Below are 24,476 nucleotides of genomic sequence, written 5' to 3'. Positions count from 1 at the left end.
CGAATAGAATTAGGGCTCAAATCATTTCAATTAGAAGGCATTGTTTTAGTATCCAAGCTATGTTATTGACAATGTAGCAGTAGTAGTTTATAATAATATATGTTGTGTGCCGATATAGCTCAGTTGGTAGAGCACCTCATTCGTAATGAGGGGGTCGTAGGTTCGAATCCTATTATCGGCTCCAGGAATATCAAGGGTTTGCAGGACTTTCTGCAAGCTCTTTTTTTATTTTGTGTCCGTTTTTGTGTCCATGAAGGGCATTTTTTTAATGAGACTAGCCTAAAAAAGCATATCTCATCATAACAAAGTTCAACTCAGCTTTTTATTTTTGAATTTTTTTTCTAAAGCTCGTAATGATTCGCGTTGCTCAAGTGGAATTAGGTGAAAATAACGTTTATATGTTACCGACACATCACTATGCCCAAGTCGTTTCGATACATAACTAATATCTTCGCCGGTAGATAACAATTGGCTAGCGTGAGTATGCCGCAAACAATGAAATGTTAATTTAGGCAGGCCATGTTCAGCACAAAAATCAGGGAACCATGCGGAGGGTGTTCCTGGATACATTGGTTTACCATCTTCTCGGCAAAATACTAGGTTATTATCTTCGTAATAATTTCCAAGCTTTTCTTGTAATATTTGCTGTACTAAAAATCGAATTCTTAAAGCATCTAAAACCTCGGATGTGACTTCGATTTTACGGCGTGTGTTATTCTTTGTTAATTTAAATTCATATCCTTTCTCTTTCGTATGAGAGAGAGATCTCTTGACAAATATAGTTTTAGCTTTAAAGTCGATCGCATCCCAGGAGAGTGCCAATAGTTCGCCGCGTCGCATTCCGGTGCGTAAGGCAACCGTGACTAATTCGGAATAGGAAGTATTAGCAGCATGCGATTCAAGAGTTATAATTTCGGAGTAAAGACTTTGACTAAGTCCTCGTCGGGATCGTAGTCTTCAGGTTTAGGGGGCTCAGGTAAGTCGATTCGATCAGCCACGTTACGCTGAAGTATTTCATCGGCATAGACAGCGTCATTTAAAATTCGATGGATGATGCGATGATTATATAAGATAGTTTCTATGCTAATTGGTTTAGATGGGATTTTTTTATCGACTGTAGTCTTTTTCGTTGCTTTAACGTTTTTGCCTTGGGGATCACGGCCTTCTTTGATAATTCGATAATAGAAGTTTATCAAATCTGTTCTGGTTAGGTCTGGAAGCTTGATTCGTCCAAGCCAGGGGATGATCCTCGTGTTAATATGCATTTTATAATTGGACTGCGTTTTGCGTTTTCGATGCGAGATTTGTAAATGCTGGAGTCGTAAGCCAATGAGTTATATACTCTTCGACGGTTGTCTTAGCTAAGGGCCGATAGCTTCTATCAGCTAATTGACCGATTAATATATCACGTTCTCTTTCAGCCACAGATATGTCTGTGGTTTTTATTGTACGCGTTTCTTTTTTTCGTTTACCGGAACCATCAATACCGTGATCAATAATAAGTGTAAAAGATTTTTTTGAGCGCTGTACAATGCGAATTGTGGCCATGGGTAGTTTCCTCCTTTATAGCACATATGTTCGGTTAATGTGTTTAAATAAAAACGGCTTCATGCCGTACGTTTTATAAAGAGATCGTTACAACATATATGAAGATGCCATCTGATCAAATTTGTCAGCTCGATTTTCAATGTAATGTCTTTGATGATCAATGCCTACCCAGTAGTGTATTGTAGGCACGTCTTCGATAATATGTTTGAGTTCATGTAAAAAAGCATGACGCATGGCTTCTGGTGATAAGGATTCATTTAGGATAATGTGAATCCTTTTTTTCGGGAACAGTAAACAAAGGCATGTACAGAAGCGTCTAATAGAACAATGTTTACTTTTATGTTGTTAGTTGCTAAAGCTTCATTAATATCAATGTCAGAATAAAGTAAGCGAAAAAGGTTATATGTAGAATGACGCATTTAGTCACTTCCTATCGAAACGCAGAATAAATAGTAAAACACGGCTTTTACGCCGTGTCATTTTTTTATTATGAGCAATGATGTTACTTGATTAATTTTAGATTGCGAATATCATCTTCATGTTCTGCCGTTTTACGGACTAAGAAAGTAATATCACCAGCCATACGATCAATATTTTTTTCGGAATTGGCCATATGGCCTTCGATTCGAGCAGTAACGTTCATGAGGTTATCAAACTGAGTATTTTGAAGTTCACTTTGGTGGACTAATCCTTTGGTAACTACTATATTTTCTTGTAGACGCCCATCAAGGTTGTCCAATTTTTCTAATACTAATTGCTGAAATTCTTCATTAGTCATAAGTATTAATCCTCTCTTTCTTCCTCTTCTTCGATAGCTTTAATAATGGCTATCCAATGTTTCCGGTCGTACAACGGTTGATTCTAAGTCACTAAAAGCTAAATTTCCTGAGATTTATAGTCAGGTATCAAAGCAAGCTGCTCCATCGCGGAGATTCAGCATTAAATAAATGATTGCGGGGAGGATGAATAATTATGGCAAGTGCGAACGGAAGTAATGCTCAATTGTTAAAAACAGTTGAGACAAAGAACATGACGGCTACGCAGAAAAAAGAAGCAGCTTTTCAACAGTTAATTACGAGAGGGCTGCGGCTATTGCTGAAATAGAGCGAATGGCATAACAAATAGCCAAGACCGGAGGCTAATCTTGGCTAGATGAATATCAGGCTATGAGTTTTGATGCCTCAATACAATATATGCTTTAAATTAACATAATGTTAAAAGATAGTTGTGCATAGAAAAAGCCAGAACCTGATTGGCGGCCCGGGCTAATAAATGGAGGATCTTTGTTAGCGTTTATATGTTACCCGAGAATTCAGCTTTTATGCATGGAAAAGCCAGAGTCCACTTGTCAGGGTGTGAACTCTGGCTATCCACTGAAGAATTAGGAGTTTCCGTTTATAGGATACCCGAAGATAAAAATATTATGCGGGAGATAAGCTGAGTCTGTTATAGAGAGGGCGAAATCTATAGACATCCGTTAGAAATGAATATTACCAGGTTTGATTTAAGGAAAAGCGGATTTTGATAACATATTTAAAGATATTACCGGAGTTATCATAGTAGTTGGTCATTTTACGTAACGCACGATACTCTTCGACTTCGTTGTTCTTGTTATCAAAGTAGATAACCTTAAAATTTGAAGAAGGTAATTGGTCGATTACACACATTATGGCGTCAACTCACTTAATAATATTGTCGATTTCGCCACTCTATAACAGATATTTTTATTATAGTGCTAAATGGTTGTGAAATAAATAACAAAATTAGAATTAACTGATGAAAGCAGTAGTTGATGACAATAAAATTATATGTTCAAGCAATAAATTACAATATTCAGCAACAAGACCATAAAGCAATGGGGGTAAGGTTATATCATGACAGACGAACGGCTACGCGAGATTGAGCAGAGAGTGGAGGTACAAAAAAATAGGTGGCTGGTGCCACCCTTAGTAATTAACTTTTCTTTTTGGTTTCAACAGATCCTGTATTGCTTTTAGATGTTTTATCTGTGGGGCTCGCAGGTTTAGCATGTTTCTTAGCCTTTTGCCGACTTTCGAACTGATCCAGTGTTCTTCCACCCATGAAAATACCTCCTCGTATTTTAGTTTTCCGAAAAAATTTTTGCTATATGCAAAGTGTTCGTTAGTGATATTGATGGTTTTTGTTATGGTTTCAAATTACTTTTTATGCTTATTATTATTTGCTTTTCTCTGTATCTTACCTTTTTGGGCTTGTGCATTTCGCGTTTGTTTATTAGCTTTTAAATCAAGTGATAGATCAGTGGTTGAACGGAAAAAATCTTGTTTGGTCGTCAAGAAATCACCCCTAACTATAGTGTTTCCTAATTTTAAAAAATCTTACAAAGGAAAGTGATTAAATAATGAAAGCCATAACAATCCTGCAGCCGTGGGCAAGTTTGATAGCCTGCGGCGAAAAGAAAATAGAAACTAGGTTATGGCCGACGAAGTATCGGGGACCGATTGCAATTCACGCGGGGCTGGGAAAGCAACACATTGATTTATGTAGGCAACAACTATTCTGGGCTAATTTATGGCCGTATGAAATTGCAGCGCAATATTCATTACAAGAAAGAATAGATAAATTTTTACCTTTGGGCGCAGTGATTGCCATAGCTGACTTGGTTGATTGGTAGAGATGTACAAGGCTTGGAAAGGGCCGTATTGTACAGGCTTATGAAAGAACAGGAATAGATTAAAAAGGCAGACGTGGGGAGCGTCTGCTTTGGTGCGTTACTATAGGGAAGGGGTTAAGGTGAGAAATATTACTGCCATAAATAACAATATAATGCAAGAACTTAAAAACGACGATACTACTGCTGAAGAATGGCTATTGTACTATCCTGCCAGACTTAAGCAATATTATCAAGACCTCAACTATATCAGTACTGAAACGAATAGGCCGGAAGTGTTTGCACGCTCTGAACCTGCAAATGTTGTTGTACAGAAAGTAGTTAGTTTGGCTGAAATGGAACGAACAGAGCGATGGCTTATTGTTATTGAACTAGTACAAGCCATGTTGTCGCCTAAGAAATTACTGTTTTTAGAGATACGACGTAAAGCCGTTGATAAACGTCAGACGGTCAACGGGCATGAAGTTTGGCGTAATTATAGCATTTTTTCAGTGCTAAACTGATAGTGTGATAGTTCGGCAGGTAACATATTGTTGACTCTATTGCATATGATAATATTAGGCAGTGACCGCAAGGCGCTGACCTTTTCATATTTGTGAGGCTGCTCAGATGAGCGGCCTTTTTAGTTTACAAGAAATAGGTATATTTTTACTGCTAATTTGAGGTATGTTGGCGTTTTTGAATTTTAATTTGTTTTAGTTCATTTAAGTTTGTTATAGTAGTTATTTTATAATTTAATTTAATTCATAAAATCAAATTTCATAAATACAAATAAACATAAACTAACGTAAACTGATATAAGCGATATGTATAGTAACTTTTATATAAATGGTGATAAAATGAGAAAAAGTGCATATAGTTCATTTTTATTTAAAAATATAGCTGAATATAAATAAATACGTTGATTTTTGGCAATATTAATGATAGGTTATTGGTAAAGACACAATTAAGGGAGTGATTAATTTGAAGATTAGCGGAAGAAACAAGATGGAAGCTATTGTAAAAGAAGTTGTTAAGGGTACAGTTATGGCTAAGGTTGTTATGGATTTTAAAGGGACTGAGTTAGTAGCGGCTATTACGGTGGATTCTGTAGAAGACTTAAATTTGAAACCTGGGGATAAGGTTTCCGCTCTTGTAAAGGCTACCGAAATGATGGTTATCAAATAGTAAATCAGTGTGTAAAAAGCAGATATTACGATTATTTATTTAGTCAATAAGCAGAAAAAGTGCAAAAGCTTTTTTATGGTTTTTATTATAGTGAAAATATAGCTTTAGCCCATCGATAAACTCAATTAAATTAAGTATTAGCGGTATCACTGGACGAACATGTCCGGGCGATGCCGTTTTTTAGTAAAAAAAACGAGGTGATAATATGAAATGTAAAGACTACGTATGCCAATCAGAACAAGCATCTAAACTATGGGATTTATGCGCTGGCTATATCCATGAGACAGGAACCGGATGCCTAATTCACGGGCCTAACAATAAAACAGACTTGGTTCATGACCCTGTAGTGGTGTGCGGTAAAAAGAGCAGCCGGATTACAGGTGAAGTCAGTCGAAGAGATTAAAGAAATAGTACATAAAGCTTGGAGGCTTGGAGAGTATGGTGAATTTTGGTGTAAATTATTTCACCATAAAAATTGGCAAATTCCAAAAGAATTTTTGCTTTGCACATATGTTAATTGTACGATTTATCATGTAAAAACGTATTGGTGTCCTATTTGCAAGAAATATAGGTATAGAAAGGTGAAATAACATGAGTAAAAAGGCATCACAATTTATTATTCCTGCGCATCCAGGGCCGCATCAGATTGAAGAGATGCTTGCGGTGTGTTCAAATCAGATAGCTACTTTGGCCGATATTTTGACCGGGTATAAATCAGACGTGGCCATAAAGGACACAGCCTATAAACGGGCACTGGCTAAGGCAATTATCAAAGGATGTATAGATCGGGTACCTGCAACGATTGTGGCCAAGGTTGCCGAAGACGATCCGGATGTTATTGCTGCCAGAGATGCCCTTGATATTTCGAATGCAATTTATATAGCAGCTAACGGAGAGTATGAAGGATGGAACAGTCATTTTGTTGCGCTCAGGAAGATGGCGGAAATTCGCAAGTTTGAAATGTTTAGCGGTACCGGGCCAAGGTAAAGCATAAGATATGCGAACCTAATCGATGGCTGGGAGATTATATTTACTGGAAATTAAAGGAACAGACATTTTCCTGTCGAAGAACATAGAAAAGAGCAGGAGGCTTTATTATGTTCCTTGAAAGAAGCGAGTTACATGATTTAACAATGTTAGTTCTAAATAAGACTCAGTTTGAATGGGAAAATACAGAGTCTACTAAGTTAGCCGAAGAAGTTGCTAAAAAATATAAGCAAGTACGTGAAACTATCCAAAGAAATTTTGATGACCAAAATCTAAATTAAAGCGTAGCAACAAATAAAAATTATAAGAAAAGCGTCCTATATAGGGCGCTTTTCTTATAGTTGTTTTGCAGGATAAGATTACCTTTTGCCGAATGGTGTTAGAATATGGTATAAGAGGGGATGGCAATATGAATAATCAACTTGGTAGCAAGGAATGTCCTAAATGTCGAAATATAACAATGATTAAATTACCCCTTGATTCTAGTCTTGCTGATAGATGGAAATGTAGCAATCCTGAATGCGGATATGAAGAAAGAGAAGAGCTATCCGATAAATTAGCTAAGAGGAACAGGTGAGATTTTAGACCAATCGTCCTTCAGAGCGGTTTTCTTTATGTAATACAAACAACTGTTCCATGGTATAATAAGCCTAATACTGTTAAGAAAGCAGGGTACAGTTTATGTACAATGAAGAGTTATGGGAAGAAGTTGAGTACCTAAAAGGAAAGCTCAGTGAAGTTGTTAGTAAAAAAGGTATTGATTCACCTGAGGCGATTCGAGCGAGCCAAGCATTTAGAAATAAGATGAAAGAATATAGCGATTTAAAGTAAGTCATTGAGAGCCATTGGGGCTCTTTTCTTTTTGCCAAATCGGAGGTAATAGCTATGGTCAAGTTGCGAGGGCAGGTGAATGTTGAAATGAGTGTTACGGCTGACAATGTTCCGGTTCATTGCGCGTATGACGAACTTGCCGATATAACAATGCTAGTTCCGAATTCGCGTAATCCAAATACGCATCCGCAAAAGCAAATTGAATTATTGGCCAAGATAATAAAAAGCCAGGGTTGGCGTGCTCCGATAACGGTAAGCACCCGCTATGGTTTTGTTGTACGCGGTCATGGGCGACTGCTGGCGGCTCAATTGTTGGGTGTGGGGCAAGTTACCTGTAGATAGGCAAGATTATGCGACAGAAGCCGAAGAAGGGGCGGATTTGATCGCGGATAGTCGTATTGCTGAGTTATCACAGATTGATGATGAATTATTGGCCAGTCTGTTGACCGAGATAAATACGGAGGGCTTTGATGTTAATCTCACAGGCTTCTCTGATAAGCAAATAGATAATTTGCTGGCTGATTTCAATGTGCAAAAAGTAAAGGAAGATGACTTTGATCCGGCGGCAGCTGCAGCAGAGATAAAAGATCCAATCACAAAGCTTGGTGATGTGTGGCAGCTCGGACGTCATGGCTGATTGCCTGGCTGATCAAAACTGTATTTGCGTTTATCGTGGCCACTTTAACCAGTGTGCATGGAACGGCCATGGTTGCTTTCGTGGTCTTGGTATTTATTGACCTCCTGACTAGGTGGATAGCGTTATGTTATAAGCACCTTCAGGATTGCAGTCGGGATAATGATCTATACAGCTGCATTGCTGACATTCCTATGGCCATTAAGGCTGGCTATATAAATAGTGACGCTATGAAGCATCGTTTTGTTGGGAAGATAATTGTTTACATGGTACTGACTGTTATGGCTGTGAATGTGGATAAGCTACTGTTTGCGAGTGGTGAAACGCCTATTATATTGAAAGTAGTTTGGACGTACTTAGCTGCAACAGAAGCCATGAGCGTATTAGAAAATTTAAGAGATGCAGGAATTGAGCAGGCTGGCAGCTTGCTCGTTTTTTTGCGGGAGCGCACGACAATTTTACTTGATCGATTCAAACAAAAATAAAATTACGGGGGTAGTAATAATGGCTAAATTTTGTATTGATCCGGGACATGCACCAAACGGGGAACCAGATCCAGGTGCAGTAAATTCGGATACAGGGCTTCGTGAATGTGACGTAGCTCTGACTATCGGAAATAAAGTCGCTCAATATTTACAAGAAGCAGGCTATGAAATATCTTCACCGGTAGATAACAATTGGCTAGCGTGCGTATGGCGCAAACAATGAAATGTTAATTTAGGCAGGCCATGTTCAGCACACAAAAATCAGGGAACCATGCGGAAGGTGTTCCTGGATACATTGGTTTACCATGCGATTCAAGAGTTATAATCTCGGAGCCAGTAAAGACTTTGACTAAGTCTTCGTCGGGATCGTAGTCTTCAGGTTTAGGGGGCTCAGGTAAGTCGCTTTTTTGAGCGCTGTTCAATGTGAATTGTAGCCATTGGTATTCTTCTCCTTTATAGCACATATGTTCGACTGATGAGTTTAAATAAAAACGGCTTCATGCCGTACGTTTTGCAAAGAGATCTTTACAACATATATGAAGATGCCATCTGATCAAATTTGTCAGCTCGATTTTCAATGTAATGTCTTTGATGATCAATGCCTACCAATAGTTTATTTTGGGCATATCTAGCGGTCATTGCGGTTTTGATTAAGCCGCAGGTTCGTCTGTCTAAGGCTTTCATGATTGCCCTCCCTTTTTTTGTTACTGCTGGCTGCCTTTTGCAGCAACTAAATTGATTTTTTCATAAAATATGGTTATAGTTTTTAGTAAGTATATAAATGTCTTATTTCACTGAAGGGAGAATTTTTATGTTTCAAGATAAGAGAAGTAAAAAAATTGTTCTCGTAGCCCATTGTATTCTAAATCAGAACTCCAAAATTGACGCCTGTGCCTATTATCCTGGTGCAATCCTAGAGGCAACAAAAACATTACTAAATGCAGACGTTGGAATAATCCAGATGCCTTGTCCTGAACTTCTTTATTTAGGACTCGACAGAGAAGCCGATCCAACAGCTAACTGCACAATTGAATCAGAAGATACTAGGGTTGCATTCCGCATGAAAGAAGAACAAGCTAAAACATTGTGCCAATCACTAGTAGATTGCATTGTTTACCAGGTTGAAGAATATATAAAGCATGGGTTTCAAATTGTCGGACTTATAGGAATCAATGGCTCTCCTACCTGTGGTATTGAAACAACTTGGGCCGATGATCACGCATTAGATGGCCGAGGCGTTTTCATCGATACACTGGAACAATCTCTTAAAAATAAGTCTATATTTATAAAACTAGTAGGCATAAGAGCGAAAGATCCCCAGCATGCTATTGCAACTATAGAAAATTTACTTAATAACTAGCAACATAAAATCTCGCATTTCGAAAATTGCTTGCTTAAAACACTCGAATTCGATGTATTTAACTTTACCAATAGTTTTTCCAATACCGCAGCAAAATTGCCAGGCTTAACTACAGATTTCTTTTTATCCACCTGCCTTTGCATCAAAGCTTACCCCTCCCGCATAATATTTTTATCTTTGGGTATCCTATAAATGGTCAATAGACTAACCATCCTTTGATGGATTGCCAGAGTTCACTCCCTGCTAGGTGGACTCTGGCTTTTCCATGTATAATATTGCTATTCTCACATATCTTATAGCTAGGGTAAACGCTCCTATAAATTACCTTAAAGCCAGGGTCCTTTGACAATTTGCGGCTCTGGCTTTTCCACGTATAAAAGGCAATTCAGCGAGTATTATATTAGTGTAAGATTTCTCTCTCCCGCCAGGGCCACTAGACAGGTCCTGGCTTTTTTATATTGAATTTTACCTCCTTGTTTTGTAAAGACTAATATTAGGAGGTGATCTAATGGTTGACAAAAATAATCAATCACGTGATAATCGAACCCAAGTTCGCGGCCCACAAGATAATCAAGGTTCCGACACTAAAAAGCAGCAAGATCGAAATCAGCAAAACAACAATACTAGAAACGTACAACATTGATTTAATAGGTGGCAGGAAACTGCCACTTATATTATTTTTGTCATAGAAGCATGCCACGTTCACGCCCCCTTTGCCCTTCTAATGCGGGGATCGTAATCTTCAAACTTACATGATTTCTTAGTTTGATATTTATTACACCACCGGGCACCCAAATGCTTGATCTTTTGCGGCGCAGCCGCCTTATCGTATACCATCACAAAAGAGTTAACCCCATATTCATCTAATATCGCGATCCGTCGTAAATCCTGTTCAATGGTACTGTTGAAATTGACTAAGACATAAAACGAAAGCCGATCGTGATTAATTCCCTGTTTCAGTAATAGTTCAATACCATGGCGAACTGCTTTCTCAATTTGTAGGCTGTCAAAAGCAAAATGTATCATGATGGTGCTAATTGGATACAAGTCCTTGATAACAAAGGCGGCAGACGGTGCTTTTGTTGACAGTCGATTTGTGCCATCTACAAAAGCCTTGTCACGGATCGTATCGCAAGGCATGACGAAAGCGCAGTTTGATGCCGCACCTTGGCAAGGATGGACTATTGATTGGGATATAAGGCTATCCGGTTTGGCTTTGGATTGAGCCTTGCAGCCAGTACGGACACTGCTTTTTGCGATAATGTTAAATACCAGTATGACGGTACATGTTTCTGGAAGGTTGCAGTTAACGGGGTAGATTATGAGGCCAGATTTGGTAATACAACGTTAAAACTAAAATGGTTAACAGGTGGATGGAAAGCAAAAGTAAATTATTGATTATGGAGGAGCCTATGCCGCGAGAACCTTGCCGCTATTGAGCGGTTATTTTTATGCGAATTTTTGGGGAGAGGTGAGAAAGTGGATTTTGAAAACTTATTTCGGGCCATACAGAAAGCAGGCCATGATTTGGCTGATGCCTGGCTGATTAAAAGTGTATTTGCGTTTATCGTGGCCACTTTAACCAGTGTGCATGGGACGGCCATGGTTGCTTTCGTGGTCTTAGTATTTATTGACCTCCTGACTAGGTGGATAGCGTTATGTTATAAGCACCTTCAGGATTGCAGTCGGGATAGCGATCTATACAGCTGCATTGCTAATATTCCTATGGCCATTAAGGCTGGCTATATCAACAGTGACGCTATGAAGCATCGTTTTGTTGGCAAGATAATTGTTTACATGGTACTGACCGTTATGGCTGTGAATGTGGATAAGTTACTGTTTGCGAGTGGTGAAACGCCTATTATATTGAAAGTAGTTTGGACGTACTTAGCTGCAACAGAGGCCATGAGTGTTTTAGAAAATTTAAGAGATGCAGGAATTGAGCAGGCTGGCAGCTTGCTCGTTTTTTTGCGGGAGCGCACGACAATTTTACTTGATCGATTCAAACAAAAATAAAATTTGTGGAGGTAGTATTAATGGCTAAATTTTGTATTGATCCGGGACACGTTGGAAGCGATTCAGGAGCCGTAGGCCCGCCAGGGCTGATGGAAAAAGATGTGGCCCTAGCAGTAGCGTTGCAGTTAAAGGGGATGCTTGAGGGGGGTGGTCACGAAGTCGTGATGACACGCGACAGTGATATTGATGTAGGGTATGCCTATGACAGTGCAACGGTAGAACTACAGGCCCGCTGCGACATTAGCAATAATGCAGGTGTTGATTATTTTGTTAGCATTCATTGCAATGCTGCATGTCCTGAAGCACATGGAAGCGAGACTTGGTGCAGCGATGGTAGTGAACGAGGTACTGCGTTAGCTCAGATTTTTGATTCTAACATTGTTACCTTAGGACTGACTGATAGGGGTGTGAAAACAACGGCACAAGAACGTCTGTATGTTTTGATTCACACAAATGCGCCGGCCGTTTTAGTAGAGACCGTATTTATCAGCAATCCGGAAGAAGAGCAGCAGCTTGTCGATCCGGCTTTCCAGGCGCAGCTGGCTGGAGCTATATTTAATGGTTTATTGCAAGTAGAATAACAAAAAACGAGAGGGGATGTTCGCAACAGGCCAAGGACGTAAATGTTCTGCAAAATCTATTAAACGAAAGTAAGCAGAATGCTCAAATGCTTGCTGATTTTATTAAAAATGCTCAATCAGGCAAAGTGCAGCCCGTAACTAATTTTGTTGTATCAGCAGGTAATCCTGACCAGGCGGCCCAACAAGTCGCGACAAGAATTAATCAAGCTGATCCAACTCTGCTGCCTGAAGCATTAGAAAAAATGGATCGGACTATTGTAACGACTGTCCCTACGACTGAACAGCAAAAAATAGAAATTGATAAGCAGAACGCTCAGAATGGAACGACGGTCAATGATCAGTACCAGGTGCAGGTATATAAAAATAACAATTATCATAACTGGGAATGGTCTGCTGGGTATGGCCAATACGGCGGTGATCGGTATGTGCCAGTCGAAGTTCAGCGAAACTTTAGCAAGGATGCAGCTGTGAGTTATGAGCAGCATGTAGGTGGTTATCAGTCAGGGTTTGAGGTAAAGTACACGGTGAAAACAGATAAGCTATTTGGATTGTTTTGAAGAATATGCCCGCGAATTGAGGGTTATACCGCAGGCTGTATTTAATTAATAAAATGTGGACTAGCTCGTTTAAAAAATTATCTTGAAAGAATGTATATATGTGAAAGCCGACATGCAGGATTCACACATTAGAGATAGAGTCCTTGGCTATGTTGATTATCAAAATAAAATTGAAAAGGTCGTGTTAATAATGGCAAGAACATTTGCTTGTAATGAAGAAATTATCGTAGTATCCAAAGGAACAGAAGATATTGGTAAACTGGCCATGCTGGGTAATGATGGTAAATTTGACCCGAGCGTTATTCCGGCAATGCAATCCTGTATACCTGCTGGAGTCGTTCTACATTTTGCAGCGGCAACACCGCCTAAAGGCTGGTTAAAAGCCGACGGAAATGCAGTATCTAGAACTGAATATGCGGATCTTTTCGCTGTAGTTGGGACAACTTTTGGTACTGGTGATGGTAGTACCACATTTAATTTGCCCGATTTGCGTGGTGAGTTTATTCGCGGGCTTGACATGGGGCGAGGGGTAGATATTAGTCGGGAACTAGGTAGTTCACAAGCGGATGGTATTAAGAAACATAATCACAATTTGAAAACAGAAACTGGTGATGCTGGTAATGATGGGTGCTTGGCTGATACTGGAATTTGGAAAAAGTGCTTAGCTAACGAATATGCGATTTGTTCAGATGGTACGCACTTAGTAATGTCAACATTTGATTCTGGCGATACTGAAACTCGTCCTCAGAACATCGCTTTGTTGGCTTGTATCAAATATTAATCCGTTGGTATATCGATTTCTAATCAAATAAAAAATGGAGGTAATGCAAATATGTATGAAATGGATCAATACACCGTATCGTTATTGCATTTTGATGATGGAATTAAAGATGAAAGTGGTAAGGTATGGACAGCTTATGGGGGCGTTGCGGTAAGTACGGATCAAAAGATATTTGGAAATAGTTCATTGTTTTTAGATGGTGTAGATGATTATTTAAGTATGCCTATGTCAAGTGATTTTTCATTTACTGGAGATTTTACAATTGATGCTGAAGTTTTTATTCCTTCAGATGTAATTATTGATAGTAAGACTACGGCATTTGGAATTTTTCAAATAGGTAACCACTGGAACAATAGTCAGTTTTTTGAGTTCTCAATTACTGATGGTTTTTTTAATGTTCTTTTATATGATACTAATGAGTATCTCATGCAAATGTGGAATCCTATTACTATTGCTAAGAATGTATTTAACCACTTTGCTGTAATTCGTAAAGGATCACAGTGGTACGCTATTTGCAATGGGAAAGTTGTTGGTAGTGTAACTTATAATGGAACTTTTTTTCCTAGTGCAGAAGTCAATATTGGCGCGTATTTATATGATGGTAATAGGCAATATATTAAAGGGTATATTGATGAGCTTCGTGTGTCTAAAGTTGCAAGATGGATAATGTCTTCACTAAATGCTGTAGCGGATAGTGATAGAATATCACTTTCGTGGACAACAGTAACCGACGCGGTTGGATACAGCGTTAAGCGTTCTACAACACCGGGTGGCCCATACGAAACGATTGCTACTAATATAACAGGTACAAGCTATGTCGATGATACTGTAAAGAATGGAACTACTTATTACTATGTAGTTACCTATGTCGATTGCAACGGTCACGAAAGTATGAATTCAAATGAAGCTTCTACAACGCCATTGGAATCCAGCAAAGCATTGTTGGTAGTAACCGTAATTGATTCTAGCGATCATGATTACCAATTATCACCTACTGAAATCGACAGCTTTGTAAACTGGTTTATGAATCATGCAAGCACAGATACTGCTGGGTACATGCTGAATAAGAAAGTGGGCACACAAGAAAGCAAAGAATATTTAGCTTTTGAAAAAATCATCAGCTTCGAGATTATGCCGCTTACAAAATAAAATTTTAATGCCGCCTAGTAGCTTTGATATGCTACCCCTAGATAGGACAGTGAAAAAGAAAAACTGACCTAACTGGGGGTAAAATTATGCCGAACAAAGGAAAGCTGGCGGTAGAAGAAAAAGTACGTCTCATAGAATCATATTTGTCAGGCAAGATCGGAGGCATTGAAGCTAGTCGGCAGGCAGGAGTGGATTACAAGACAATTGCCCGATGGGTCAGTCGGTATAGGACGGAAGGACCAACTGGATTTCTGCCCCAAGAGCATGACCGAGCATACAGCAAGGAAACAAAGCTATCGGCAGTTCTGGATTATCTGTCAGGGCAAGGGTTCCCTGCGGAAAATATGCGAGGAATATAGAATACGAGATTCGCGACAGCTCAGAGATTGGCTGAAGGTGTATAATCGTCATGAAGACTTCAAGATACACACAGGAGGGAGCCTCATGACGAAAGGCCGGAATACGACTTCACAAGAACGGATACAGATTGTAAAGACGTGCATTGCCAATGGGAACGACTACGGCGGGACAGCGCTCAAATATCGGGTTTCCTACCAGCAGGTCTACACATAGATAAAGAAATATCGCGAAATGGGAGAAGTAGGACTGGAAGACCGGCGAGGACATAGGGCAGGAACGTTGTCAAGCCGAACACCGGAAGAAGATCTAAGAGACAGGGTAGCCCAGTTGGAGCGAGAGAAATATGATTTGGAAATGGAGAATACCTTGTTAAAAAAAGTGAAGGAATTGGAGAGGAGGCGACGCGGAGCTTTGTAAGGCATCCATCGGCTTATGACGCGGTGAGGGCCCTATCTGAGGAACGGTCATTTCCCGTGTGAAAACTCTGTGTCTTTCTACACAGCACGCGATCAGCGTATTACAGATGGCTAAAAAGTGTCCGAAGAGCGACCCTGAGTTGGAAAACGAACGAATCGCGGGTGAGGTGGAAAAATCCACAACGCGCACCCGGATATGGGATACCGGAGAATACGGGACGAGTTGGACAGGTACCACGATATCCATGTAAATGATAAACGTATCCTTCGAATCGACCGCGCTCTTCATATCCAATCAACTATTAAATATAAAAGACACGGATGCACCAGGAGCACGGTATCACCGGAATACATAGCCCCGAAATATTTCTATTTTTTCATTGTCCTCTTGACGGGTGCACACCACTTCAATGCTGCTGGGCGGCATTTTTTTGTTTAGTTGAAAAAATCATTGTCACTGGGAATCATTGTTTTGTAAAAAAATACTTCAATTGTCACAATTTGGTCATATGTTTTGGGTATTATGTGATATGTACCTAAAGTCAAAGAAGGAATTTACTATCATGGTAGATAATACACAATAGTTATATCTACGCGGGGGCATTGAAATTAAACATGAATAATGATGAGAATGATAATAATCAACAGGATCAATCAAATCCGATTAATATGGACGGTCTACATCGAGCTGCTCTTGGATCACGAGCCGTATTATCTGACATGAGCGATTTTATTGTGAAAAAGACTAAAGATGTTTTAGATAATAATGCGTATTCAAGCGCTATATCTGGAATTACGGACACATTAACAGGAAAACGCCTAAGTGAAATGTCAGCCCTTAAAGGTGTTGAACTACAAGATAAGCTAGGAAATATTATCTTTCGAAGTAATATAGTGGCAACTGGTGGAAAAATTGCGGGTTGGGTCGAAAAGAATAGCCCAATAGGAACAGCTGGAACTACTCTTTATGGACTTTATAAAGATGCTACTAAGTATTCAGGGCTGGATATGATGGGAGCAATGTTTTTAACTGGATTAGCTACGGCAGGTGGCATCGAAAGTGGAAATTATCTTACTAAATTAGGTCTTACAACACCGTATGTTTTAGGCGGTGGTATGGCGGCAGGTAAGGTTATTGGTGATCTAACTGACGGAGCAAAAGAAGTGCTTTGTAATGAAGATGTAAAAGAAGGAAGAACTGATATTCCTCAGACTCCGAATACGTAGAAGAATTAAAGGTATAGGAGAATATACAGATGACTGGTACATTTTTAGGTTTGAATTTAAAGTACCTTCCTTGGCAATTAGTTGTACCAATAATGCTTGGTTTATCTATTTTTTGTGCATATGGGGCACTTACTATAAGGGGGAAGGGAAAAAATGCTAATATTTTTTTCTTTTGTTTGGCTATTGCGAGTTTCATTTCTGGAATAAAAACAATGGCAACTCACACAGGTATTTTCTTGAATTATTTATCTTTATTAGATCCAATAATGTATGTTTTTGGTGGCATAGTAATGATTATAGTGTTTTGGAAATCCTGAGTATCAAAAAAGGTTCATAGAAATGTTTCATCTCAGATAGCATACCATAAATTTTAAGGTATCCAAGACACGGGAGAAGGAATGAGAAACTTAAATCATCTACCTTGGCAATTATTTGTGGCAGCAATGTTCTGTTTGTTTTTAGTTTGTGCATATGGGGCAGCAACAAAAAAAGAGTCTAAAAAAGTAAACGTTCTTTTTTTTTGTATAGCCATAATGGTATTTCTTGTTGGAATAGAATCATTGGCAATCCATACAGGTATATTTGTACAGTACCTGCCGTTTCTAAAGCCAATATACTATAGCTTTCTAGGTATAGCATTGATTTTGCTTTTCTTTTTCGTAAAAACACCTTAACATACGAAATCCGCATTGCAAACAACTTATATAAATAATTTATATTTCTACATCACCTTCAATAGGTTTATTCTGGTTGGAGGCTTTTTGTTTTGTACATTAAACATCTACCTTTTAGACAAAATAATAGAATAAAAGTTGTCTACAAAGGAGGCACATTATGCCAAGACCCATTTGGTCAGGAATGATTAGTTTCGGACTTGTTAATGTTCCGGTTAGACTCTATAATGCCACCAAGAAAAAAACTGTCCGCTTTAATCAACTACGAAAAGGCGACGGCTGCCGGATACGGCTGAAGAAAGTTTGCTCCAGTGACGAGAAGGACGTCCAGCAAGGGGATATAGCCCGTGGTTATGAAGTATCACCGGATCGGTATGTTGTAGTAACAGATGAGGATATGGAAGCATTAGCTCCTAAAGCCTCCCGACTCATTGAAATTGGCACTTTTGTAAAGTTAGAACAAATTGATCCGATTTACTATGAACAGACATACTATCTTATGCCTGATAAGGGCGCCGCTAAGGCGTATACTTTACTACTGTCGGCTATGAATGATACTGGAAAAGTTGGCGTAGCCCGATTTGTTCTGCGAAATAAAGAGTACCTAGCTGCATTACGTCCGTACCAAAACATATTGAGCCTTTCGGTTATGCTATTTTCAGATGAAATTGTTAGCGTTGGTGAATTCGAAGAGGTGCCCGAGCAAATAGAGCTCAACCCCAAAGAAGTGAATATGGCCAAACAGCTAGTCGATACACTTACGATGGAATTTGAGCCAGAGCAGTATAAAAACGAGTATTACTATCAGATTTTGGATATGATTGAGAAAAAAGCAGAAGGAGAAGTAATCGAATCTCAACCTGCCGCTACGAATAATGGCAAAGTCCTTGATCTTATGTCTGCCCTCGAAGCTAGTATGAAAGCCATTAAAGAGAGTAATTCCAAAACCAAGAAAAAATCAAAATTAAAGAAGGAAGCGTAAATAAGGGCCTCGTTACGGGGTCCTTATTTTTGTTGCCATTTATTCCAACTTGAATATCGTTGAACGTATGTTCTATAATTAAGAATACAAACATATGTTCTAAAAAGGAAGTACGCAAGATGGGAAAGATTTTTGTAAAAATTACAGCAGAACATGATACGAATGGAACAGTTCGGCCACTTGAAATGATTTGGAGTGAGGGACGCTGTTTTTCTATTGATCGTATTTTAGATGTTCGAAAGGCGGCTTCATTAAAAGGTGGCGGATTAGGAATGCGGTATATTTGTCGGATATGTGGTAAGCAGGTTAATTTGTTTGATGATGAAGGACGCTGGTTTATCGAAGTCTAGATTGTTAGGGTAATTCTGAAAATTAATTCGGGACTTTTTAGCTACAGGAATGTTTCAACAGTCAAAGAATTTAATAATAATTGTCTTAATACGGAGGTTTAAAAAATGACATTGAGTGAACTAGATAAACAGTGGAATGAAATATTAACATTGTTGGGTTCTGATGATCCTGGAGAACAATCAAAAGGTGAAATGTTAGAGAAACAGTTTTATATAGATCATCCAGAGCAGGCTATTATATTGGACATCAATAAGTAAGACCCATTTTGGCTAATTGCCGGAATGGGCCTTGCTTTTTTAGTAGTATCTATTGTCTTTCAGCGTCGATTAGGTCTATAATGCCAGTTTCATATACAGCCTCAGTTAACATTTTGTTGTCTAGTAACCATTTATTTTTTGAGTCTTCAACGCCTAAATAATTATATTGCAGGCCCATGGATTCGATATTTTTTTTGAATTCAGGAGTAGTAATGATTGCCTTTAAATTTTCAGCTAATTGATTTTTTACTTCAGTAGGAATATCTTTTGGTGCTGCAATTCCAAATCGGCCAGTAAAAACAAGATTTAATCCTTGTTCTTTAAAAGTAGGTACATTTGCGAAAAGTGGATCAGTCATGCGTTCTTCACCTGCAACTGCCAAGACTTTAATCATTCCGCTTTTGAGATATTCATTGGCTGAAGCTGGATTAACTATTGCAATTTGAACATGTCCACCTAATAGGGCTGCCATTGCTTTTGATGCACTTTGAAAGGGTACTTGCTTCATTTTAATATTACTCATTTTAGAAAAGGCCTCGCCGAGAATATGATTTTGCGTACCAATTCCACTATGACTGAATTTGAGTTTTCCTGGATTTTGTATTGCGTAATTAGTAAGATCGGAAATATTTTGCCATGGTTGGTCAGCTCGTACCACCATGAGAAGCGGTGCGGTTGCAATTTGAGCTATTGGATCTAACGCAGTTGGATAATTATATTTGGTAACACTATAAAGTGGGTTTAAAAATATTTCAGAACTTGAAATGCCAATAGTATAACCATCTGGGTTTGCGTCAACCAGCTCATTCCAACCAATGGAACCAGATGCTCCTGGTCTATTAACAATGATCATGGGTTGATTTATATGTTTTAAAGATTCGGTTTCTATTAGTCGAGCTACTAAATCCAATGCACCACCAACTCCAAAAGGCACAATTATAGTAATGGGTTTATTCGGAAATTTTTCTACTTTAGGTGTAATGACAGTCTCACCTTGCGCGTTCGCATATCCTCCGATCATTATTGAAATAAGGATTACAAATAAAATAGAAAAAATTTTTCGCATAAAATCATCTCATAATTTCCAATATACTACATTTAACAGGAAAATCCTGCAATTAAATGTAAATTAATATACAATATTGTGTATTTATGGTTATGAATGAAAATTTATACAATAATTCTGCCTACGACAAAAAAAATAGCCTCCGAAATGGTTGGAGGCAAGGTAAATATATGAAAAGTGGTACTGCGATGTGGAATGCTGTTGTCAAATAGTGAAGCGTCTACTCTGGCCGTAATGGCTGTGGGAGGCGGTTTTTTATTTAGATTAAAATGAATCTATCAGAAAAAGAGGGATAAAAATGAAACAATATGATGAAGAATTTAAGAAGAAAATCATTCGCCTTCATTTAGAAGAAGGACGAAGCTTAAAAGGGTTAGCTGATGAATACGGCGCATCAAAAGCAGCTATATCAAAATGGACTAAACTATATCGCGAAGAATGCCAAACAACGGAAAGCAGCCAAACAGAATATGATTATATGAAAGAGAACCTAAAATTAAGAAAGCAGCTAGAAGAAATGGAAAAGGAAAATCGCTTCTTAAAAAAAGCGGCGGCATTCTTTGCGAAGGAAATCGAATAAGAGTTTATCAATTTATTGAAAGATATCACCAAGAATTTGGGCTTAGGTGGCTTTTAAGAAAATTTGAGCTAAGCCCAAACGCTTATTATAATTTCCTCAGAAGTAAGGAAAATAAAGATCGCAGTGAAAAAGTAAGGATTTTTGAAGTCATTACAAAACTGTATCATGATACGGATGGTGTGATAGGCCATCGCATAATGCGCGTATTTTTAGCGCGAGAAAACATCTATTTAAGCAAGACCACAGTCCATAAGTATATGAATAAGCAGTTAGGCTTAAAATCAATTGTAAGGCGAAAAAAGCTAGGATATGTAAAAGGTAAAGCCCATAAACTATTTCCCAATCTTCTTAATCAAGATTTTACCGCTGAATCAAAGAACAGCAAATGGTGTACCGATTTTACGTATCTATCTTTAACAGATGGCAGCCCGCGCTTTAATTGCGCAATCATCGACCTTTATGACCGCAGTATCGTTGCCAGTATAAATGGAAAAGAGATAACCAGTGACCTTGCTATTCGAACCGTAAAAAAAGCATTAAAATCCCAGCCAGCTATCAAACAGCAACTTATACTCCATAGCGACCAGGGAGCGCAATTTAGTTCAAAAGAATTTGTTGCATTCTGCAAATCGATGAAAATTACCCAAAGCATGAGTAAAGCCGGGTATCCCTATGATAATGCACTAATGGAAATATATTACAATACACTAAAAAACGAAAAGCTCAATTTGCATTACTACCATTCAGAAGAGGAACTCGATCAAGCTGTCAATGATTTTGCATATATTTGGTATTAACCATGTGAGACCACATTCTTACAACAACAATCTGACTCCATTTGAGGCAAGGTTTAAACGTGAAAGAAGTAGACTCAAGTGTTACAAAAATGTTTGACCACTACTGAGGTAACGTTGTGCATGGTGGTGGGCAGTGAAGCAGCGAACCTATAATTGAGTATAGAAAAAGCCAGGACCTAATTGGCCCTGGTAACTGGGAGAGATACTTACGCTTATATGATGCCTTGGAAATAGACTTTTATACATGGAAAAGCCAGGGCAATTCCTTGCCTATATTAGGTCCCCTGGCTATCCATTAAGAGAGGTGTAAACTCTCGGTGTTAGGATACTCAAAGACAAAAATATTATGCGGGAGGGGTTAAGTATGGGGTATTGAAAAATAATTGGCCTAAGTATGAAAATACTGTTCACAATTCAGCTAAGGTGGGGCTTTTTTATTTCTATAGCAGGTGTTATAATGGGTGTGCAAATGATGTGCAACGAGTATTTGTTTCACACTATTTTTTGAGGCTGTTTTAAGTTTTACCAGATCAATAAGTACAGCGAACTAAGTACTGTAGCCGATCAACCAAATGCGTCCTGCTATTTCGTAATGAGGGGGTAGGTTCGAATTCTATTATCGGCTCCGAGGATTTAAGGCTTCGCAGGTTTGCGGAGCCTTTAGCTATGTAAATATGGTGACATTATTGGTAACATAATTAGAAATTAGTGTCACTAGTGTCAAATTATTACCAGTATAAAGGAGCATGATATATGTTGTGGTTTATTGCAATCATTTTAGGAATTGTGCAAGGGTTGGGTGAATTTTTACCTATATCCAGTTCAGCACATTTAATCATTGTGCGCTGGCTTTTTGGCTGGGATTCTGTAATCGCTCAAGTAGGCGGAAATATTGATATCGCTCTTGATGTGGCATTGCATGTGGGAACGCTGTTAGCAGTCCTTATTTACTTTTTTCAAGATTGGTTAGAGCTTGTTGTACATGGCTTAACAAAAGGATTGAAAACGAAAGAGGGGAAAATGTTCTGGTATCTGGTTGTAGCCACAATTCCTGGTGGTGTTGTAGGACTACTCTTTGAGTCAGCCATAGACAAATTCATTCGTTCTCAGCCTCTCATCATTGCTGCTGGTCTCGCCATCATGGGTGTCATCCTTTACTATGTGGATAAGAATTCATTTCAAAGAATTAACTATGAAAATATAAATTTCAAACAGGCTTTGTTTATTGGTGTTTCACAGGCGCTCGCGCTGATTCCAGGTGTCTCGCGGTCGGGTATTACCATGACAACAGGTCGTCTGTTGGGATTTTCGAGAGAAGCGGCAGCTAAGTTTTCCTTTTTGCTATCAACACCGATCATTGCAGGTGCAGCGTTAAAACATACTCCAGAAATTATTCATCATGTTACCAGTCCCTTATTTTTGGTGGGCACAGTCACATCAGCAGTAGTAGGATTTATTTGCATAAGCGTTTTACTTAAATATCTCCAAAGAAATAGTTTTGCCGTATTTGCAGTATATAGATTTGCACTGGCAGTACTTATAGTAGTTGTTTACTTTGTCAGAGGTTCATGAGAATTTATAGAAAAAGTGCGTTCCCGGGTAATGGAAACGTACCTGCAGCTATTTTGTGCTTTTGTTGGGATTTTTCGCCGCAACCTAAAACCGAAATCCCCTATCTTGGCCGTGCCGGGATAGGGGATTAAAATTTTATAGAGCGGAACCCATGAATTTATATAGCATAGACTACAATGTACGAACATCTAAATCTTTGTTTTAAGTTGGGAGGTGCTGTTATGGGTTTCGGTGGCCGCGGTTTTGGAGGTAGTGGGTGTATTATCATCATTATTATTTTGCTCCTATTCTTTTGTTGCGGAGATAACGACTCATTTAGCTGTTAATTAGTATTGCTGTACCCGTTTGTTGGGAACGACCGCCCAAATAGAACGGAATATCAACGTTTGTACTTAGCAAGATGCTAGACTATCCCAAATAACCGTGTTGTAAATAAAAGGCTCCTACTCAATTCAAATAGTTGAGTAGGAGCTTCGTCATTTGAGTATGTCTTGAAATTCTGTTATGCATGGAAAAACCAGAGTATATATCCGGCAAGAATATAACGCAGGTAATGTTTTTAGTCTTTTTTCTCAGCCTCTAGCTGATTAGAAAGTGGTTTTGCTGCAGCGGGTTGTAGGTTGTTATTGATCATATTTTTGGCTCTTAAGAAAATGTCATCCTGCCATATTTGATAGCCATAAATCACTATTGCATGTGTTAAAGTGATTGGCAATGACAATACTGGGGATATGTTGAAATCAAATATACCTATACTAGGTAAAAAGTAGCTTAATAGAAAAAAGTTAAAGCCTATGTCCAGAATTGTATTGGTAATTAGATACCCCCAAAATCGTCCGTAGGTGAACTTAAAAACCCATAGTGTTAAAACAGGCATGAAGCCATAATAGTAAGGCATCATTTCATAAAAAGGAAATGTTGATTCCCGAGTAGCCCAAAATCCTAAAGTAGTACCTACGTCATGAATTATTGTAGTCAGAACTACGGCAAACATGGCAACTGGCATCCAATGTTTTACTTCTTCTTTCTTCATGAAGAAGAGGGATAGCCAAGGAATGAAAAACATTGACCACATAATAATGCCATTACTCACAAAGAGTCACTTCCAATCACTATTTAATCAATTTAGTTTTAGCTTACCATTCTTATTGTATACGGAGAGAGATCAGTGCTAAAGGCTGTATAAAAGAGCGGCTAACACTCTGAACAGGTCAGGTGCTAGCCTAGAAAGTGATTGGTAATGGCTTTAATCGTTGTCATCCATCATGTCAAAAAGCATTTTTGACCCGAAGTAGACTAAGGCACCAGTAACAGCCATCTTCGCCCATGACTTACGATTAGAGTTTCGCCTACCAGTGCTCATCAATGAGTTTAACATAGAGTACATATGATGTGACATGGTAACACCTCCTTGAAATTAGTGTTACCATTGGAAAAAACATAACACA

The 24,476-nt window shown here is 38.6% G+C and carries 42 protein-coding genes, 1 tRNA gene and 1 pseudogene; 34 read left to right on the top strand and 10 right to left on the bottom strand.

What is annotated here, in order from left to right:
* Window positions 1-108: 108 nt before the first annotated feature.
* A tRNA-Thr gene (locus Ga0466249_RS08315) sits at window positions 109-184 on the top strand.
* Between the two features lie 125 nt (window positions 185-309).
* Here Ga0466249_RS08315 and Ga0466249_RS26565 read toward each other — a convergent pair.
* From Ga0466249_RS26565 to Ga0466249_RS08305, 4 genes are all read right to left on the bottom strand, one after another.
* Window positions 310-909, bottom strand: coding sequence for a site-specific integrase (locus tag Ga0466249_RS26565; RefSeq protein WP_312889737.1), 600 nt, complete (start codon window positions 907-909; stop codon window positions 310-312).
* Window positions 906-1,265: a hypothetical protein gene (locus Ga0466249_RS26560; protein ID WP_246588554.1), complete on the bottom strand. Its 360-nt coding sequence runs from the start codon at window positions 1,263-1,265 to the stop codon at window positions 906-908. Before Ga0466249_RS26560 ends, Ga0466249_RS26565 begins: the two co-directional genes overlap by 4 nt.
* Before the next feature lies 1 nt (window position 1,266).
* Window positions 1,267-1,548: a hypothetical protein gene (locus tag Ga0466249_RS26555; RefSeq protein WP_246588553.1), complete on the bottom strand. Its 282-nt coding sequence runs from the start codon at window positions 1,546-1,548 to the stop codon at window positions 1,267-1,269.
* A 502-nt stretch (window positions 1,549-2,050) separates the two neighbouring features.
* Window positions 2,051-2,326, bottom strand: a complete 276-nt coding sequence (locus Ga0466249_RS08305) for a hypothetical protein (RefSeq protein ID WP_215828986.1) — start codon at window positions 2,324-2,326, stop codon at window positions 2,051-2,053.
* 194 nt (window positions 2,327-2,520) lie between these two features.
* On the opposite strand from Ga0466249_RS08305, the gene Ga0466249_RS27130 reads away from it, so the two are divergent.
* On the top strand, window positions 2,521-2,652 hold the full coding sequence (locus tag Ga0466249_RS27130; protein ID WP_281422606.1) for a hypothetical protein: 132 nt from the start codon (window positions 2,521-2,523) through the stop codon (window positions 2,650-2,652).
* 849 nt (window positions 2,653-3,501) lie between these two features.
* Here Ga0466249_RS27130 and Ga0466249_RS27125 read toward each other — a convergent pair.
* Window positions 3,502-3,630, bottom strand: coding sequence for a hypothetical protein (locus Ga0466249_RS27125; RefSeq protein ID WP_281422605.1), 129 nt, complete (start codon window positions 3,628-3,630; stop codon window positions 3,502-3,504).
* 95 nt (window positions 3,631-3,725) lie between these two features.
* On the bottom strand, window positions 3,726-3,863 hold the full coding sequence (locus Ga0466249_RS08300) for a hypothetical protein (protein ID WP_215828985.1): 138 nt from the start codon (window positions 3,861-3,863) through the stop codon (window positions 3,726-3,728).
* Between the two features lie 65 nt (window positions 3,864-3,928).
* Between Ga0466249_RS08300 and Ga0466249_RS08295 the strand changes: the two genes are divergently transcribed.
* From Ga0466249_RS08295 to Ga0466249_RS08240, 12 genes are all read left to right on the top strand, one after another.
* Window positions 3,929-4,201, top strand: a complete 273-nt coding sequence (locus Ga0466249_RS08295) for an ASCH domain-containing protein (RefSeq protein WP_215828984.1) — start codon at window positions 3,929-3,931, stop codon at window positions 4,199-4,201.
* Window positions 4,202-4,320: 119 nt separating this feature from the next.
* Window positions 4,321-4,701 (top strand): hypothetical protein, encoded by a 381-nt coding sequence (locus Ga0466249_RS08290; RefSeq protein WP_215828983.1) that lies wholly within the window; start codon window positions 4,321-4,323, stop codon window positions 4,699-4,701.
* A gap of 460 nt (window positions 4,702-5,161) precedes the next feature.
* The gene (locus Ga0466249_RS08285) at window positions 5,162-5,365 is read left to right on the top strand and encodes a TOBE domain-containing protein (RefSeq protein ID WP_215828982.1); all 204 of its coding nucleotides are present in this window, start codon (window positions 5,162-5,164) and stop codon (window positions 5,363-5,365) included.
* Window positions 5,366-5,570: 205 nt separating this feature from the next.
* Window positions 5,571-5,768, top strand: coding sequence for a hypothetical protein (locus tag Ga0466249_RS08280; RefSeq protein ID WP_215828981.1), 198 nt, complete (start codon window positions 5,571-5,573; stop codon window positions 5,766-5,768).
* Window positions 5,769-5,956: 188 nt separating this feature from the next.
* Window positions 5,957-6,352, top strand: coding sequence for a hypothetical protein (locus Ga0466249_RS08275; RefSeq protein WP_215828980.1), 396 nt, complete (start codon window positions 5,957-5,959; stop codon window positions 6,350-6,352).
* 110 nt (window positions 6,353-6,462) lie between these two features.
* Window positions 6,463-6,633 (top strand): hypothetical protein, encoded by a 171-nt coding sequence (locus tag Ga0466249_RS08270; RefSeq protein WP_215828979.1) that lies wholly within the window; start codon window positions 6,463-6,465, stop codon window positions 6,631-6,633.
* Between the two features lie 128 nt (window positions 6,634-6,761).
* Window positions 6,762-6,929: a hypothetical protein gene (locus Ga0466249_RS08265; RefSeq protein ID WP_215828978.1), complete on the top strand. Its 168-nt coding sequence runs from the start codon at window positions 6,762-6,764 to the stop codon at window positions 6,927-6,929.
* 104 nt (window positions 6,930-7,033) lie between these two features.
* On the top strand, window positions 7,034-7,183 hold the full coding sequence (locus Ga0466249_RS08260) for a Spo0E family sporulation regulatory protein-aspartic acid phosphatase (RefSeq protein WP_215828977.1): 150 nt from the start codon (window positions 7,034-7,036) through the stop codon (window positions 7,181-7,183).
* Window positions 7,184-7,237: 54 nt separating this feature from the next.
* Window positions 7,238-7,525 (top strand): ParB N-terminal domain-containing protein, encoded by a 288-nt coding sequence (locus Ga0466249_RS08255; protein WP_215828976.1) that lies wholly within the window; start codon window positions 7,238-7,240, stop codon window positions 7,523-7,525.
* Window positions 7,500-7,820, top strand: coding sequence for a ParB N-terminal domain-containing protein (locus tag Ga0466249_RS08250; RefSeq protein ID WP_215828975.1), 321 nt, complete (start codon window positions 7,500-7,502; stop codon window positions 7,818-7,820). Before Ga0466249_RS08255 ends, Ga0466249_RS08250 begins: the two co-directional genes overlap by 26 nt.
* Window positions 7,796-8,302 (top strand): phage holin family protein, encoded by a 507-nt coding sequence (locus Ga0466249_RS08245; RefSeq protein ID WP_312889734.1) that lies wholly within the window; start codon window positions 7,796-7,798, stop codon window positions 8,300-8,302. The genes Ga0466249_RS08250 and Ga0466249_RS08245 overlap by 25 nt, the downstream gene beginning before the upstream one ends.
* Window positions 8,303-8,321: 19 nt before the next feature.
* Window positions 8,322-8,525: an N-acetylmuramoyl-L-alanine amidase gene (locus Ga0466249_RS08240; RefSeq protein ID WP_215828974.1), complete on the top strand. Its 204-nt coding sequence runs from the start codon at window positions 8,322-8,324 to the stop codon at window positions 8,523-8,525.
* A 302-nt stretch (window positions 8,526-8,827) separates the two neighbouring features.
* Here Ga0466249_RS08240 and Ga0466249_RS08235 read toward each other — a convergent pair whose 3' ends face one another.
* Entirely contained in the window at window positions 8,828-8,986 is a 159-nt protein-coding gene (locus tag Ga0466249_RS08235) for a hypothetical protein (protein ID WP_215828973.1), read from the bottom strand.
* A 127-nt stretch (window positions 8,987-9,113) separates the two neighbouring features.
* On the opposite strand from Ga0466249_RS08235, the gene Ga0466249_RS08230 reads away from it, so the two are divergent.
* Together Ga0466249_RS08230 and Ga0466249_RS27120 are read left to right on the top strand one after the other, a co-directional pair.
* Window positions 9,114-9,662, top strand: coding sequence for a CD3072 family TudS-related putative desulfidase (locus Ga0466249_RS08230; protein WP_215828972.1), 549 nt, complete (start codon window positions 9,114-9,116; stop codon window positions 9,660-9,662).
* 508 nt (window positions 9,663-10,170) lie between these two features.
* Entirely contained in the window at window positions 10,171-10,305 is a 135-nt protein-coding gene (locus Ga0466249_RS27120; protein WP_281422604.1) for a hypothetical protein, read from the top strand.
* Between the two features lie 59 nt (window positions 10,306-10,364).
* Here Ga0466249_RS27120 and Ga0466249_RS08225 read toward each other — a convergent pair whose 3' ends face one another.
* Window positions 10,365-10,802 (bottom strand): hypothetical protein, encoded by a 438-nt coding sequence (locus Ga0466249_RS08225; RefSeq protein WP_215828971.1) that lies wholly within the window; start codon window positions 10,800-10,802, stop codon window positions 10,365-10,367.
* 48 nt (window positions 10,803-10,850) lie between these two features.
* On the opposite strand from Ga0466249_RS08225, the gene Ga0466249_RS08220 reads away from it, so the two are divergent.
* The 16 genes from Ga0466249_RS08220 (at window position 10,851) to Ga0466249_RS08150 (ending at window position 19,013) form a co-directional block, all read left to right on the top strand.
* Entirely contained in the window at window positions 10,851-11,060 is a 210-nt protein-coding gene (locus Ga0466249_RS08220; RefSeq protein ID WP_215828970.1) for a hypothetical protein, read from the top strand.
* Window positions 11,061-11,141: 81 nt separating this feature from the next.
* On the top strand, window positions 11,142-11,678 hold the full coding sequence (locus tag Ga0466249_RS08215) for a phage holin family protein (protein ID WP_215828969.1): 537 nt from the start codon (window positions 11,142-11,144) through the stop codon (window positions 11,676-11,678).
* Between the two features lie 20 nt (window positions 11,679-11,698).
* Window positions 11,699-12,259 carry an N-acetylmuramoyl-L-alanine amidase family protein gene (locus Ga0466249_RS08210; protein WP_215828968.1) on the top strand — a complete coding sequence of 187 codons (561 nt, stop codon included), beginning with the start codon at window positions 11,699-11,701 and terminating at the stop codon, window positions 12,257-12,259.
* A gap of 86 nt (window positions 12,260-12,345) precedes the next feature.
* Window positions 12,346-12,816 (top strand): hypothetical protein, encoded by a 471-nt coding sequence (locus tag Ga0466249_RS08205; protein ID WP_215828967.1) that lies wholly within the window; start codon window positions 12,346-12,348, stop codon window positions 12,814-12,816.
* 100 nt (window positions 12,817-12,916) lie between these two features.
* The gene (locus Ga0466249_RS08200; RefSeq protein WP_312889733.1) at window positions 12,917-13,597 is read left to right on the top strand and encodes a phage tail protein; all 681 of its coding nucleotides are present in this window, start codon (window positions 12,917-12,919) and stop codon (window positions 13,595-13,597) included.
* A gap of 51 nt (window positions 13,598-13,648) precedes the next feature.
* Window positions 13,649-14,746 (top strand): LamG-like jellyroll fold domain-containing protein, encoded by a 1,098-nt coding sequence (locus Ga0466249_RS08195; protein WP_215828966.1) that lies wholly within the window; start codon window positions 13,649-13,651, stop codon window positions 14,744-14,746.
* A gap of 86 nt (window positions 14,747-14,832) precedes the next feature.
* On the top strand, window positions 14,833-15,105 hold the full coding sequence (locus tag Ga0466249_RS08190) for a helix-turn-helix domain-containing protein (protein ID WP_215828965.1): 273 nt from the start codon (window positions 14,833-14,835) through the stop codon (window positions 15,103-15,105).
* 85 nt (window positions 15,106-15,190) lie between these two features.
* Window positions 15,191-15,319: a hypothetical protein gene (locus Ga0466249_RS27115; protein WP_281422602.1), complete on the top strand. Its 129-nt coding sequence runs from the start codon at window positions 15,191-15,193 to the stop codon at window positions 15,317-15,319.
* Between the two features lie 18 nt (window positions 15,320-15,337).
* Entirely contained in the window at window positions 15,338-15,523 is a 186-nt protein-coding gene (locus Ga0466249_RS08185) for a hypothetical protein (protein ID WP_215828964.1), read from the top strand.
* Between the two features lie 174 nt (window positions 15,524-15,697).
* Window positions 15,698-15,961, top strand: a complete 264-nt coding sequence (locus Ga0466249_RS27745; RefSeq protein ID WP_376769293.1) for a helix-turn-helix domain-containing protein — start codon at window positions 15,698-15,700, stop codon at window positions 15,959-15,961.
* Between the two features lie 176 nt (window positions 15,962-16,137).
* On the top strand, window positions 16,138-16,749 hold the full coding sequence (locus Ga0466249_RS08175) for a hypothetical protein (protein ID WP_215828962.1): 612 nt from the start codon (window positions 16,138-16,140) through the stop codon (window positions 16,747-16,749).
* Window positions 16,750-16,778: 29 nt separating this feature from the next.
* Window positions 16,779-17,066 (top strand): hypothetical protein, encoded by a 288-nt coding sequence (locus tag Ga0466249_RS08170; protein ID WP_215828961.1) that lies wholly within the window; start codon window positions 16,779-16,781, stop codon window positions 17,064-17,066.
* An 81-nt stretch (window positions 17,067-17,147) separates the two neighbouring features.
* The gene (locus tag Ga0466249_RS08165) at window positions 17,148-17,423 is read left to right on the top strand and encodes a hypothetical protein (RefSeq protein ID WP_215828960.1); all 276 of its coding nucleotides are present in this window, start codon (window positions 17,148-17,150) and stop codon (window positions 17,421-17,423) included.
* Between the two features lie 160 nt (window positions 17,424-17,583).
* A complete protein-coding gene (ku, locus tag Ga0466249_RS08160; protein WP_215828959.1) occupies window positions 17,584-18,405 on the top strand; it encodes a non-homologous end joining protein Ku in 822 nt (273 codons plus the stop codon).
* Between the two features lie 119 nt (window positions 18,406-18,524).
* Window positions 18,525-18,755, top strand: coding sequence for a hypothetical protein (locus tag Ga0466249_RS08155; RefSeq protein WP_215828958.1), 231 nt, complete (start codon window positions 18,525-18,527; stop codon window positions 18,753-18,755).
* A 105-nt stretch (window positions 18,756-18,860) separates the two neighbouring features.
* Window positions 18,861-19,013: a hypothetical protein gene (locus tag Ga0466249_RS08150; RefSeq protein WP_215828957.1), complete on the top strand. Its 153-nt coding sequence runs from the start codon at window positions 18,861-18,863 to the stop codon at window positions 19,011-19,013.
* Window positions 19,014-19,062: 49 nt separating this feature from the next.
* On the opposite strand, the gene Ga0466249_RS08145 is transcribed toward Ga0466249_RS08150, so the two are convergent.
* Entirely contained in the window at window positions 19,063-20,034 is a 972-nt protein-coding gene (locus tag Ga0466249_RS08145; protein WP_246588571.1) for a tripartite tricarboxylate transporter substrate binding protein, read from the bottom strand.
* A 343-nt stretch (window positions 20,035-20,377) separates the two neighbouring features.
* On the opposite strand from Ga0466249_RS08145, the pseudogene Ga0466249_RS08140 reads away from it, so the two are divergent.
* Together Ga0466249_RS08140 and uppP are read left to right on the top strand one after the other, a co-directional pair.
* Window positions 20,378-21,553: pseudogene (locus tag Ga0466249_RS08140) on the top strand (IS3 family transposase).
* Between the two features lie 656 nt (window positions 21,554-22,209).
* On the top strand, window positions 22,210-23,028 hold the full coding sequence (gene uppP, locus Ga0466249_RS08135; RefSeq protein WP_215828955.1) for an undecaprenyl-diphosphatase UppP: 819 nt from the start codon (window positions 22,210-22,212) through the stop codon (window positions 23,026-23,028).
* 559 nt (window positions 23,029-23,587) lie between these two features.
* Here uppP and Ga0466249_RS08130 read toward each other — a convergent pair.
* Window positions 23,588-24,121, bottom strand: coding sequence for a hypothetical protein (locus tag Ga0466249_RS08130; protein ID WP_215828954.1), 534 nt, complete (start codon window positions 24,119-24,121; stop codon window positions 23,588-23,590).
* Window positions 24,122-24,476: the final 355 nt, after the last annotated feature.

Source organism: Pelorhabdus rhamnosifermentans, assembly GCF_018835585.1.
GTDB classification, from domain to species: Bacteria; Bacillota; Negativicutes; order UMGS1260; family UMGS1260; genus Pelorhabdus; species Pelorhabdus rhamnosifermentans.
This window is presented reverse-complemented; position numbering and strand designations above follow the sequence as displayed.